At 55.6% G+C, this 12,328-nt stretch carries 13 protein-coding genes; 4 read left to right on the top strand and 9 right to left on the bottom strand.

The features are described 5' to 3' along the window. Positions 1 to 39: 39 nt before the first annotated feature. The 6 genes from trmL to KCG43_RS09195 are packed head-to-tail and all read right to left on the bottom strand — an operon-like array spanning position 40 to position 5,256. The gene (gene trmL, locus KCG43_RS09220) at positions 40 to 504 is read right to left on the bottom strand and encodes a tRNA (uridine(34)/cytosine(34)/5-carboxymethylaminomethyluridine(34)-2'-O)-methyltransferase TrmL (protein WP_218384462.1); all 465 of its coding nucleotides are present in this window, start codon (positions 502 to 504) and stop codon (positions 40 to 42) included. A 43-nt stretch (positions 505 to 547) separates the two neighbouring features. Then, positions 548 to 1,300: a sulfite exporter TauE/SafE family protein gene (locus KCG43_RS09215; protein WP_218384460.1), complete on the bottom strand. Its 753-nt coding sequence runs from the start codon at positions 1,298 to 1,300 to the stop codon at positions 548 to 550. After that, a complete protein-coding gene (locus tag KCG43_RS09210; protein ID WP_192015976.1) occupies positions 1,297 to 2,091 on the bottom strand; it encodes an SDR family oxidoreductase in 795 nt (264 codons plus the stop codon). Before KCG43_RS09210 ends, KCG43_RS09215 begins: the two co-directional genes overlap by 4 nt. After that, a complete protein-coding gene (locus KCG43_RS09205) occupies positions 2,084 to 3,037 on the bottom strand; it encodes an SDR family oxidoreductase (protein ID WP_218384458.1) in 954 nt (317 codons plus the stop codon). The genes KCG43_RS09210 and KCG43_RS09205 overlap by 8 nt, the downstream gene beginning before the upstream one ends. After that, on the bottom strand, positions 3,034 to 3,960 hold the full coding sequence (locus KCG43_RS09200; RefSeq protein WP_218384456.1) for a bile acid:sodium symporter family protein: 927 nt from the start codon (positions 3,958 to 3,960) through the stop codon (positions 3,034 to 3,036). Before KCG43_RS09200 ends, KCG43_RS09205 begins: the two co-directional genes overlap by 4 nt. Then, the gene (locus tag KCG43_RS09195) at positions 3,961 to 5,256 is read right to left on the bottom strand and encodes an NAD(P)/FAD-dependent oxidoreductase (RefSeq protein WP_192015973.1); all 1,296 of its coding nucleotides are present in this window, start codon (positions 5,254 to 5,256) and stop codon (positions 3,961 to 3,963) included. Positions 5,257 to 5,463: 207 nt separating this feature from the next. On the opposite strand from KCG43_RS09195, the gene KCG43_RS09190 reads away from it, so the two are divergent. After that, a complete protein-coding gene (locus KCG43_RS09190) occupies positions 5,464 to 6,453 on the top strand; it encodes an AraC family transcriptional regulator (RefSeq protein WP_218384454.1) in 990 nt (329 codons plus the stop codon). Here KCG43_RS09190 and cpxA read toward each other — a convergent pair. Both cpxA and KCG43_RS09180 read right to left on the bottom strand, forming a co-directional pair. Beyond that, positions 6,423 to 7,856 carry an envelope stress sensor histidine kinase CpxA gene (gene cpxA, locus KCG43_RS09185; protein WP_218384452.1) on the bottom strand — a complete coding sequence of 478 codons (1,434 nt, stop codon included), beginning with the start codon at positions 7,854 to 7,856 and terminating at the stop codon, positions 6,423 to 6,425. The genes KCG43_RS09190 and cpxA overlap by 31 nt on opposite strands. Next, positions 7,853 to 8,542 carry a response regulator gene (locus tag KCG43_RS09180; protein WP_192015970.1) on the bottom strand — a complete coding sequence of 230 codons (690 nt, stop codon included), beginning with the start codon at positions 8,540 to 8,542 and terminating at the stop codon, positions 7,853 to 7,855. Before KCG43_RS09180 ends, cpxA begins: the two co-directional genes overlap by 4 nt. A gap of 165 nt (positions 8,543 to 8,707) precedes the next feature. On the opposite strand from KCG43_RS09180, the gene KCG43_RS09175 reads away from it, so the two are divergent. Both KCG43_RS09175 and pfkA read left to right on the top strand, forming a co-directional pair. Then, positions 8,708 to 9,214, top strand: a complete 507-nt coding sequence (locus KCG43_RS09175) for a CpxP family protein (protein WP_370630678.1) — start codon at positions 8,708 to 8,710, stop codon at positions 9,212 to 9,214. Between the two features lie 477 nt (positions 9,215 to 9,691). Then, positions 9,692 to 10,654: a 6-phosphofructokinase gene (gene pfkA, locus KCG43_RS09170; RefSeq protein ID WP_027250596.1), complete on the top strand. Its 963-nt coding sequence runs from the start codon at positions 9,692 to 9,694 to the stop codon at positions 10,652 to 10,654. A gap of 117 nt (positions 10,655 to 10,771) precedes the next feature. Here pfkA and tpiA read toward each other — a convergent pair whose 3' ends face one another. Beyond that, a complete protein-coding gene (tpiA, locus tag KCG43_RS09165; RefSeq protein ID WP_192015969.1) occupies positions 10,772 to 11,542 on the bottom strand; it encodes a triose-phosphate isomerase in 771 nt (256 codons plus the stop codon). Positions 11,543 to 11,913: 371 nt separating this feature from the next. On the opposite strand from tpiA, the gene KCG43_RS09160 reads away from it, so the two are divergent. Further along, positions 11,914 to 12,261, top strand: coding sequence for a 5-carboxymethyl-2-hydroxymuconate Delta-isomerase (locus tag KCG43_RS09160; RefSeq protein WP_192015968.1), 348 nt, complete (start codon positions 11,914 to 11,916; stop codon positions 12,259 to 12,261). Positions 12,262 to 12,328 lie beyond the last annotated feature (67 nt).

Below are 12,328 nucleotides of genomic sequence, written 5' to 3'. Positions count from 1 at the left end.
AAGGGGTCGGCAGACCCCTTTTTTGTCTTGCTGCCCGGGCTATCTGGCTCCGGCAAAATCAAACTGGCGCCAGGCCTCATAGGCAATGATGGCGGCTGCGTTGGAGAGATTCAGGCTGCGGCTGTCCGGATGCATAGGGATGCGCAGCCGCTGCGCCTGGGGCAGGCTCTCTATGACAGCTGCCGGCAGGCCGCGGGTTTCCGGGCCGAACAACAGTATGTCGCCGTCCTGAAACCGGGCCTGGGTGTGGTACTGGGTGGTTTTGGTGGTGCAGGCAAACAGGCGGCGACCGGCAGTGGCGGCCAGGAAGGCCTCAAAGTTGGCGTGACGATGCACATGGGCCAGATCGTGGTAGTCCAGACCGGCACGCCGCAATTTCTTCTCTTCCAGATCAAAGCCTAACGGCTCAATCAGATGCAGATGCGCACCACAATTGGCGCACAGGCGAATAATGTTGCCCGTATTGGGCGCAATTTCAGGTTCGTACAGGGCGATATCAAACATGGTCAGGCTACAACAGCGGCAAAAACACTATTGTAGCCTGCATTCATAGCCCGGAACCAGTGCTGAGCGCTGCCCAGGAAAACAATGTGTTGGTCATCAGAATCAGCCCGACGGCCAGCAGGACACCAAACACCAGCTTGCTGAAGTGCGCCTGATCGATACTGTGGTGCATCCGGTTACCGATACATGCCCCTATACCGACACAGGGGGCCAGCCAGAGCAAGGTTTCCCGGTAGGGTGTCAGTTCGCCGGCCTGGATAAAATACAGGGTCAGACAACCATTGAGGCTGAACCAGACCGTCAGCAAGGTTGCCCTGAACTGGGTTTTATCCAGCGAGGTGCGGGCTAGCGCATAAACCAGCAGCGGGCCGCCGGACGCGAACAGGCCGTGGGTGATCCCGGCCGCCGTGATGGTGGAGTGCCGCCGCAGTGAAGGCATCTCAACCGCTGCTGGTTGCAGCAGGGCTCGGGCGGCGAACCAGATGATCAGGCCGGCAAACAGGGTTTTGCTCAGCAGTTCGGGGACATAGGGGGTCAGCCCGACGCCGACGGCTGTGCCGACCAGCATCATGGGCAACACGGAACGCAGCAGGAATGAAACCTGTATGTGCTGTCTGAGCTTCCAGACCAGCGGCGCCGTCATCAGCAGATTCAGCGGCACCAGAATATGAACCAGTGATGCCAGATCCATGACCAGCGCCCCCAGCGACAGCGCCAGCACTATACTGCCAAATCCCGTCATGGCTTCAATACCAAAGGCCAGAATAATCGCCAGGCCCAGCCACACCAGTGTCATGGTTTGACCTCAAGCTCAGTGGCAAATTTCCGGCTCATCAGGTGCAGAAAAACCCGAGGCAGCAAACGGTACAGCAGGCTGGAAAAATGGGTAAAGGCATCTGGGAACAGCCGTTGTTTGTCTTGCCGGATGGCAGTGACAATCTGCTCGGCCATCCACGAACTGGGGCGTATTTTACCGACCATAGAGCGTTGATGGCGGCTGCGGCCCCCGTCGCCATTGAGGGCGTTGCGCTCTATGGGGGTATCGAGAAAGCTCGGGTAGACCATCAGAACTGTCACGCCGTCGCTGTGCATTTCAGCCCGGAAAGTTTCAAAATACTGGTGCAGGGCTGATTTAGAGGCGCAGTAACCGGCCCGGCCCAAAACAGGCATCCAGCCTGCCATCGAGCTGATGTTGACCACTTTGGCCTGGTGTTGCACCAGCAGCGGCAGCAGCCCCTGGGTCAGGCGGACCGGCGCGAAGAAGTTCACCGCCATGACTTTTTCTATCACTGCCGGTTGCGTAATACGGGACAGCGAGCGGTGGGTAATACCGGCATTGTTGATCAGCAGCGCAATCTCAGGCTCGCGCTGCCGGATATCAGTAATCAGTGTGTCTATGGCATGGCTGTCAGCCAGATCGCAGACAAAAAAACGGCTGTCTTCCAGCGTGGCGGCCAGTTCAGTCAGCTTATCCTGGTCCCTGTCTATCAGATACAGCCGGTAGCCATATGACAGACGAATCGCCAGATCGCGGCCCAGCCCTGAGGCGGCGCCGGTGAGGATGGCAACAGGTTTGTGCTCAGTCATGCTGACACTCCCTGGCCGGGATCAACCCTTGCTGGCTGGCATAATATTCGAACACCTCCAGCGAGGTTTTTTTCGGGATATAGCCAAAATCAAATTTCAGCGCGTAGTTTGCCAGCACGGGGCGATAGCGAAGAAAATCCAGTTGCTCGGGCCCGTATTGGGTCATACGCAGCAGCTTGCCGACCCGCAGGGCGCTTTTCAGCAGCCAGGCCGGTAAATCACGGGTGTCTTTACCGAGAATATCGGCGATTTGGTGAACGCTGAGGGCACCGTCTCCCGCCAGATTGAATTGCCCGGATTTACTATGGCTGACCCCCTCGGTGATGATATCGACGACGTCCTGATCCCAGATGAAGACAAACGGCGACGGCGAGCCTTTAACGGCCAGTAACTTGTCTTTGCGAAACAGGTCAGTGATCAGATTGTTGGTCTCAGCGCCCAGCACAGTGCCCGGGCGCAGGATCAGCTGCTGCAGTTCCGGGTAGGCGACGCGGTATGCGGCCAGCATCTCTTCCACCAGTCGTTTGTGGTAGCTGTAGGAAAAATGCCGGTTCCCCCGCAGCGGGTCGGACTCACGCAACCACTCTGCATTGTCGGCATGATAGCCGTAAGCGGCGCCGCTGCTGGTGACCGTCAGATGGGCGACCTGATGATTGATACAGGCTTTGAGCAGGTTTTCCGTCCCGTTGACATCAATGTCATAGTCTCTTTGCCTGTCACGGGATGGCTGCACAATACTGGCCAGATGGATGACATGGCTGATGTGGTGACGTCCAATGAAATCGCTCAGCGCGGCAGAACGAATGTCCATTTTCTGGTAGGTGACGCCCTCAGGCTGAGCATCATGAATATCAATACCAAATACCTCGGCGTGCTGGGCGAGGCGTACACTGAGCTGCCGGCCCAGATAGCCCTGGCAGCCGGTGATTAAAATTCGCTGTGTCATAAGGTCCCTTTATGCTGTTCGCGAGTGGATGAAACAGGTGAGGTGAGGGCAGCGCGGCGGTTATCCAGCCGGTGCCAGCAGTAGCACAGTCCCATGCCACTGATCAGATGCCAGATCCCCCAGCCAGCGGCAATAATGGCCATACCGGTCAGATCGCCGAAAAAGGTGAAAATGATGCCCAGTCCCAGGCCGGAGTTCTGCAGGCCGACTTCCAGTGTGATCGCCCGGCGATCAGCAACCGGCAACTTCATGACCCAGGCACAGAGCCAGCCGATGGCCAGCGCCAGAGCATTGTGGAAGATAACGGCCAGCAGGAAGACACTGGCGCCGGCGATAAAGCGCGGCCAGTTAGTGATCAGCGCGATAGCCACAAAACCGAACAGGGTGAGCAGCGAGATGATGCGGAAAAAGGGTTCGCTGCGTTTGGCAAAGCCGGGGGCCATCTGGCTGCAGAACAGTCCGAGCGTCAGCGGTAACGCCAGCACCAGTGCCACCACAATAAACAGGCTTTCCGGTGGTACGGCAATTTGCTTCAGTAACTGGGCGGTGTGCGGGTTCATGCTGGCATAAAACATGAAATTAAAGGGGGTCATGAAGGTCGCGGCGACACTGGCGATTCCAGTCATACTGATGGACATGGCCGTGTTGCCTTTGGCCAGATAGGTGACGATATTGGAAAAGCTGCCGCCGGGGCAACTGGCGACCAGGATTAATCCCAGCGCCACTTCGGCGGGCATGGGCACCAGCAGGGTGAGCAGCCAGGTCAGTGCCGGCATCAGCACAAACTGGGCAGCCAGCCCGGTCAGGGGGCCTTTGGGCTGGCGAACAACCTGGCGGAAGTCGGCCGGTTTGAGACTCAGGGCGATGCCAAACATCATCATCGCCAGAATCAGATTCAGTAACAGCAGGCTAGTGCTCGACATTCAGCTCTCCCATTGCAGCTGGCGAATTTCGTGGTTCAGCGCCGCCAGATAATCGGCTTTGTGTACATAGTAGGCCATGCGTTCCAGGTTCAGGTACGCAATACCGCCATCAATTCTGCGGCTGGCCTGCTGGCGGACTTTGTGCATGAATTTCTCTGCTGCGGCCGGTTTCTCATGGCGGGCTCGGATAAAACGGGCCACCAGCTGAGCCTGATCATCGCGTCCCTGCCAGCCAAGACCTGAGGCTTCTACCATCCCCATCACAAACAGGTTGTCATGCTGTGGCGTGAAAATATTGAGATACAGGCCAGGTGCATCACCGTTCCAGTTAAGGTGCTGGCGGTCAATAAAGGGGTAATGCAGTGAGTAGCCGGTGGCCTCAAGGATCAGATCATACTCTGCTTCCTGCCCGTCCTGAAAACGCGCACCAGTCGGCAACAGTTGCTCAATCGACGGCCGCACTGTGATATCACCGTGCCCTATGTGGTGCAGGAACATGGAATTGACCACAGGGTGGGATTCATACATACGGTAGTCGGGATCTGGCAGGCCAAACTGGCTGGGTTTGCCGGAGATCAGCCGGACCAGGGTGCCGTCGACCATTTGCTTCAGCCGGTTCGGCAAGCGCACTTTGCCACCCAGGGTATCTGTGGGTATGCCCGCCACAAATTTGGGCAGGAAGTAATACCCGCGGCGGATCACCATATCAACCGAGCGGGCGCGGTGCACGGCATCCACCGCAATGTCGCAGGCACTGTTACCACAGCCGACAATCAGTACACGTTTTCCGGCAAAGACCTCGGCGCTTTTATAATCGCTGCTGTGAAATTGCTCACCCTGGAAGTCACCACCAAAGTTGCCCCGTCTGGGGTGATGTAGCGTACCATTGGCCAGCAATACCCCGGATGCCATCAGGGTAAAGGTCTCACCATGCTGACGGTATGTGACCAGCCAGTTGCCCTGGCAAGGTTCCACCTTTTCCACCCAGGCATGGAAACGATAGTGACCATACAGATTAAAGTGCCGTGCATAATCCTGAAAATAGCGACAAAGCTGATCATGTTTCGGGTAGGTGGCCACATGATCCGCCATGGGAAAATCAGAGAATTCTGTCATTCGCTTGGAGGAAATCAGGTGAGCCGATTGGTACATGGTACTGGTCGGGCTGCTGATGTCCCACAGTCCGCCGACATCGGCATGGGCTTCCAGCCCGATGACAGGCAATCCTTGTTCGGCCAGGCGGCGCACTGTGCACAGGCCCATAGGCCCGGCTCCAATCACAACGTAGGGATGCATACTGAATGACTCTCTGTTTAGGTCCTGAATACTATCATTAACTTTTTGTTAACACTTTGCTATGGCCCAGACGGGACGTGAACAGGTTAATTCGGGACGTAATGGCCCGAAATAACAGCCGGGTTCCGAGCCGTATCACGGTGCTCGCCGGCGGGCCTGTGGTATAACGGCGGTAAGTATGATCAATTGACTGCCCGGGTTAGCGCTATGTACCCCAGCACTGTTACATCAGGATTCAGCAAAGCGATTCTTAAATTTCTGCCGTCTTTGGGGTTAGCTCTGCCGGACGCGCTGCGACGCCAGGTGGCTGCCTGTCCGGCCGGTGAGCGCTTGCCGCTGTCGCTGCAGGATCAGCTCTGGCAGGCGATTGCGGATCACGCCGATTGCGACGGGGTCGGGTTGCGGATTGGCCGCCAGCTGCAGATCGATCAGTTTGATATGCTGGGCTTTTTGTTACTCAGCAGTGTCAATCTGGCCGGTGCGGTAGACAATCTGTTGCGTTTTTCTGATCTGGTCGGAGAAGGCGGACGCTTTGCCCGGTTCCACAGTCAGGAAGGCTGGCACCTGGTCTACCGTCCTCATTTTGAAGCGGCCAGAGCCGCGCGGCTGGAAGCCATTTTTGCCAGCGTGATGCAGGGCGCTGCCGTGGTCGCCAGCGGCCCGGTGATCCCAAAGCTGGTCGCGTTCGAGCATTCGCCTCAGGCGCCGTTAGCCCTGTACCATGAGGTGTTTGGCGATACCCAGGTCTGTTTTTCCCGGACAGGGAACTACATGGTTTTCAGTGATGAAGACTGGCTGTGCAGCCGGCGTGACATCCAGCCGGAATTGCAGGCTCAGCTGATACGGCTGGCCCAGCAGCAGATGAAACGCCTGGCTCCAGCGTCTTTTCTGGAGCAGATCAGCCATCTGCTGACACAGCAACCCAGCCTGACCCGCGCCCAGACCGCGGCCTTGTGTAATCTCAGCGAGCGCCACCTCAACCGCAAGCTGGCGGATTTTGGCGTCAGCTTCAGGGCATTGTCTGAGCAGATAAAAAAACAGCAGGCGCTGCAGATGCTGAACCAAAAGGGCAGCACACAGGCTAACCTGGCGCTGTACTTTGGTTATGCGGACGACAGTGCGTTTGCCAAAGCGTTCAAACGCTGGACCGGCATGGGGATCCGGGACTACCGTGCTTCCGGCTGTGACAACGAGTGACGCTGGCTTTTCTGCGCCAGCGGCAGCAGCAGGGTCACTCGCAGGCCACCCAGCGGACTGCGGCTGGCGGTGATGCTGCCATTGTGCTGGCGAATGGCATTTTCTGTGATGGCCAGCCCCAATCCGGTGCCGCCGCTGTGGCGATCCCGGGCGGTTGATACCCGATAGAAAGGCCGGAAAATATCTTTCAACTGATCATCGGGCACCCCTTCGCCGTTATCGTCTATGGTCACGGTCAGCGAGTGGTCATTGGCGTTGAACTGAACTTCGATGCGATCTTGGCTGTAGTAGATGGCATTACGAACGACATTTTCCAGGGCACTGATCAGCAACTCGGGGTTTCCGGCCAGCGGCCAGGGCTGCAGCGGGCTGCAGGTCAGGCTTTTCTGGTGCTGACTGGCTTCAAATTCGGCATCATCCAGCATCTCCTGCCACAGGCTGACCGCATCACTGTATTCGCGGGTTTCCTGCCCGTGTATCTGCATCCGCGACAGTTCCAGCAGTTTGGCGATCATGGCTTCCAGGCGCTCCGCTTCGGTATCAATCCGATCCAGCTCCGGACTGTTGCCCTGCTTGCGCTGGGCCAGGGCGGTTGCCATGCGAAGCCGGGTCAGGGGAGAGCGCAGCTCGTGAGAGATATCCGACAGCAACCGCTGTTGCCCGCCTATCATCTGATTGACCGAGGTGACCATCTGATTGAAGCTGGCACCAGCCTGGCGAAATTCGCGCGGCCCGGAGGATTCGAGTGCCGGATCCTGGGTGAATTGTCCGCTCGCCACCCGTTGCGCCGCTTCCTGCAGTTTGCGCGCCGGGCGGCTTAATGCCCAGGCCAGCCACAACAGCAGCGGCGTACTGATAAGCATGGTCAGCAGCAGCAGATGAAAAGGCTGATCGAGAATGCGCAGAAAGAAAGGCGGTGGCCGGTGCGACACCCTGCCGATATACATCAGCGCGCTTTGCTGCTGATCCTTGACCAGAAAAGGCCCGGCCACCATCCAGCGGCCGTAGAGTTTCTGGCGCGGCGCGTCCGGGCTGTCGGCACTGGTAATGAAATTGCGCAACGCTTTGGTGCGCTGATGCGGCGTGAGTAGCTCGCCGTCGTCATTGGTGAAATACAACTGCATACCTTTGTGGCGCTTGGGATCAGCCAGCGGCTGCAGTTTTTCCAGCAGGGTGCCGGGTTGACTGCTCAAGCGCTCAGAGATGCGCTCCGCCGCGTCCTGATAACGATTCAGTTCCGGCTGAGGAATAGTGTGTTGCGAGCGTGGGTCAAGGTGCGGTAACAGTAATAGCACCACAACGACCAGCATCAGGGTCAGCCAGAAAATCGCAAAGATCCGGCTGGAGAGCCGGTTGAAAATGGGCAGGCTGAACACAGGCAGGTTAAACAGGGGCCGCTTCATCCCGCCTCCACAAACAGATAGCCTTTGCCGCGCAGGGTTTTTATTCTGGGCTTACCGTCTTCGCGCGGGGGGAGTTTTTTACGCAGGTTTGAGACATGCATGTCGATGGCGCGGTCAAACGGCGCCAGGCGTTTGCCCAGCACTTCCAGGCTGAGATCCTGTTTGGTCACTACTGTGCCGGGGTGGCGGATCAGGTGGCTGAGCAGGGCCAGCTCAGTCGCTGTCATGTCGATCAGCTCACCGTTACAGGTAACTTCCTGGCGACCGGGATAAATGGTCAGATCCAGATAGGTCATGCAGTCTGGTTCGCTCTGGTTGTCCTGCACCATGCGGGAGCGGCGTAAAATAGCACGCATGCGGGCCAGCAGTTCCCTGTCACTGAAAGGCTTGGGTAAATAGTCATCCGCGCCCAGCTCGAGTCCCAGCACTCTGTCGATCTCTTCGCCTTTAGCGGTCAGCATCAGCACTGGCGTGCTGGTGGTTTCGCGGAGTTTACGCAGCATATCAATGCCATTCATGACTGGCATCATGACGTCCAGCAGGATCAGATCTGTGTCTTCATCAACCATTAACAGCCCTTGCTCACCATTGTGCGCGACGCGCACTGTGAAGCCTTCCAGCAGAAGGATGTCATTGAGCAGTGCTGTCAGTTCATTATCGTCATCGACCAGAAGAATGTTTGCCATACTGATTCCATACCCTCTAAATGATTCAGGTTAAGTATCCCCTATGCCCGAAAGCAGGCCAAGCCGGATGACAGTGCTTTACCCAGCTTTACGTTTTCACGACAACAGTTTACCTGCCAGCGGGTAGTATTTGCTTATCGGACATCAACAGAGCGAGAACAGGATATGAATAAGACTATGACCCGGAAAATGAAAACGACAGTCGCTATGGTATTAGCGGTACCTATGCTGCTGGGCTCCGTTTCGGCACTGGCGGAAGGGGGCAAGTCTCATGGTAAAGGTCATTATGGCGACTGTGGTGGTCATCGTGCCGAGCGCGGCGTTATGCAGTCTCTGGATCTGACCGACGCGCAAAAAGAGCAGATGCGCAGCCTGCGCGAGAGCAATAAGGCAGAGATGCGCGAAAACATGGCCCAGGGCCGTGAAGCCATGAAAGCAAATCACGATAAGATGCAAGATTTGCTGCTAGCCGACAACTTTGATGAAAATGCAGTGCGTGATCTGGCCAAGCAAATGTCAGATCAACAAATTGAGCGTCGTGTGAGCATGATGAAAAAACGTCACGACATGCTCAACATTCTGACAGCGGAGCAGAAAGCACAGTACAAGACATTAAAAGCTGAGAAGCAGGCAGAGTGCATGGCGAAATGGAAAGAAAAACACAGTGAATAATGCTGCATTTGACTGAAAATACCGAAGCCACAACGAAATGTTGTGGCTTTTTTTGTTGTCACCATGAGCTTAACTTGTCAATTTTGTTATTAAATTTCATCACAAAACCGCTATACTGCGAATAATATTTAGCTGTCCATGTGGCCGGAAACCATACTTACCGTCAGGGTTCGGGAGAATTTGCCGGCGAGGCGGCCGACATTGCGAACTAAGCATATACTTAGTGGCATATAGCCTGGCGGCAACCTGGGGTACAAAACACACTCGGGGTTCCAGTATGCCAACAAGGCTGCCGACACATGGCAAGTTTACGTGATATGAATCAATACATCGTTTTTCTAAATTGTAATACTCCTACATTAGTAGGAAAGTTACAGTTTACGCGAGTCGCCACCGTGAGGGAGGCGAGGCGGAGTCGCTGACTTGGGCCAGCTCGCAAAGGAAAGGATTTTCATTTCCCAAAGTCAGAGGGTAACCATGATTAAAAAGATTGGTGTTTTGACCAGTGGCGGTGACGCCCCAGGTATGAACGCGGCGATTCGCGGAGTTGTTCGCGCAGGTTTATCAGAAGGCCTGGAAGTTTACGGTGTATATGATGGCTATCAGGGCCTGCATCAGAACCGTATTCAGAAACTTGACCGCTCCAGTGTCTCTGACGTGATCAACCGGGGCGGCACGTTTCTTGGCTCTGCCCGTTTTCCTGAATTCCGTGATGAGAAAGTCCGTGCTCAGGCGATCGAAAACCTGAAAATTCACGGTATCGATGCGCTGGTGGTGATCGGCGGTGATGGCTCTTACATGGGGGCGAAAAAGCTGACCGAGATGGGCTATCCGTGTATCGGCCTGCCCGGCACCATAGACAACGATGTGGCCGGTACTGATTATACGATCGGTTTTATGACGGCGCTGAATACCGTAATTGATGCGATTGACCGCCTGCGTGATACCTCATCGTCGCACCAGCGTATTTCGATTGTTGAAGTCATGGGCCGTCATTGCGGCGATCTGACCCTGATGGCATCGATTGCCGGTGGCTGTGAGTACATCATCACCCCGGAAACCGGCCTGCACAAAGAGCAGCTGCTGGCCAAAATCAAAGAAGGCATCTACAAAGGTAAGAAGCATGCAATTGTGGCGATTACCGAGCTGATGACAGACGTCAATCAGCTGGCTAAGTATATCGAGACGGAAACCGGCCGCGAAACCCGCGCCACCGTGCTGGGCCATATCCAGCGTGGCGGACAGCCAACTGCCTTTGACCGTATTCTGGCTTCTCGTATGGGTGCTTACGCGGTTGATTTGCTGATGCAGGGCGAAGGTGGCCGTTGCGTGGGGGTGCAGAATGAAAAAATGGTCCACCACGACATCATTGATGCCATCGAAAATATGAAACGCCCGGTGCGCACAGATTTGTACAAGGTTGCCGATAAGCTGTTCTGATCATCTCAGGACGGGACAAGTGAATAAAAAAAGCCGACGCTGCTGTGGTCGGCTTTTTTGTGCTCCTGCCTGAGACAGGATGCTGCCGGAGCGGCGTGTGCCGCCCCTGATGGTATCTTATTTCTTGGCTTCAGCTGCTGCTTTCGCGATAGCGGCAAAGCCTTCTGCATCCAGCGCTGCACCGCCAACCAGGGCGCCGTCGATGTCTGGCATCGCAAACAGCTCAGCGGCATTGCCGGCTTTAACCGAACCGCCGTACTGGATCACTACGTTTTTCGCGACTTCTGCGCTGAAAGACGCGATGTGGGCACGGATAGCGGCGTGAATGTCCTGTGCCTGCTCGGCAGTCGCCGCTTTACCGGTACCGATGGCCCAGATAGGTTCATAGGCGATGATGGCACCGTTCAGGGCTTCAACACCTTGTGTTTTGATCACAGCGTCCAGCTGGCGGGCACAAACGGCAACCGTTTCGCCGGCTTCGTTTTGCGCTTCAGATTCACCGATGCACAGTACAGGCGTCAGGCCGTTCTCTTTCAGGAAGGCAAACTTCTGAGCCACGAACTCGTCCGACTCGTGATGGTACTCACGACGCTCTGAGTGGCCGATGATGATGTGGCTGGCGCCGAAATCTTTCAGCATCTCAGGTGAGATATCACCTGTGTAAGCACCGCTGGCGTTCACATCAACGTTCTGGGCACCCAGAATGATCTTGCTCTTGCCCTGGCTGATCAGACGCTGTGCCAGATCCAGGTACATCACAGGTGGCGCGACTGCCACATCAACGCCCTCAACGCCAGCCAGCGCGGCATCCAGACCTGTCAGCAGGTTGGTGACCATTTCTTTGCTGCCGTTTAGTTTCCAGTTACCCATAACTACAGGATGACGCATAAGATTTTCTCCATATCTATGTGATGTCTAAAGTCAGACTAAACTGAGTACACCGCTGTCAGGCAGTAGTGTGTTCAGTGCAGCCTGCCTGATAATGCAGGTTTAAACGTCCGACAGTATACGCCCGATAGACGTAAACTTCCTTAATCTCGAACAAATCCATGCCCGGTTGTACCTGTTTCAACGGCAAAAGTGAACTCTGAGCTGTAATAAATTTTCACTTTCAACTCAGAGCGGCTAGCCACATTGATGGTGAAAAGTGATCAACAGGGAATTTCTGCATGCCCGTGTCGCTGTCGTCAGTAAAATCGGCTAAGTTATGCGCCAGTTAATGGAATATCGGGTCGCCCCTGACCAACAAGGAGAGTTGTATGCCCCACCTGAAGCTGGAATTTGCCGATCCCGTTGCTGAGCGCGTTAACGTTGCAGCCTTACTGGAAGATCTTCATCAGTCATTGCTAACCTGCGGGGTATTTGAACCCGCCTCTGTGAAATCTCGCGCCTATCCTTGTCATCAGTGGCAGGTGGGAGAGGGCGGTGATGCTCATAATTTTATTCATCTGGAACTGGCTTTGTTGTCGGGGCGTGACGATGACTGTAAGCGCGGACTGGCAGAGCGTCTGATGCCGCTGCTGGAGCAGCACGCTGCGACGATTGACAGCCTGACGATTGAAATCCGGGATATGGAAAGCGACACCTATTTGAAGTCGAAAAGATAGCTGAAGCTGAAAAGACAGCTGAAGCTGGAAGTGGAGATCCTATCTTTAACCCTCAGACCAAAAAAAC

The organism is Photobacterium sp. WH24 (assembly GCF_019204055.1).
Lineage (GTDB): Bacteria > Pseudomonadota > Gammaproteobacteria > Enterobacterales > Vibrionaceae > Photobacterium > Photobacterium arenosum.
This window is presented reverse-complemented; position numbering and strand designations above follow the sequence as displayed.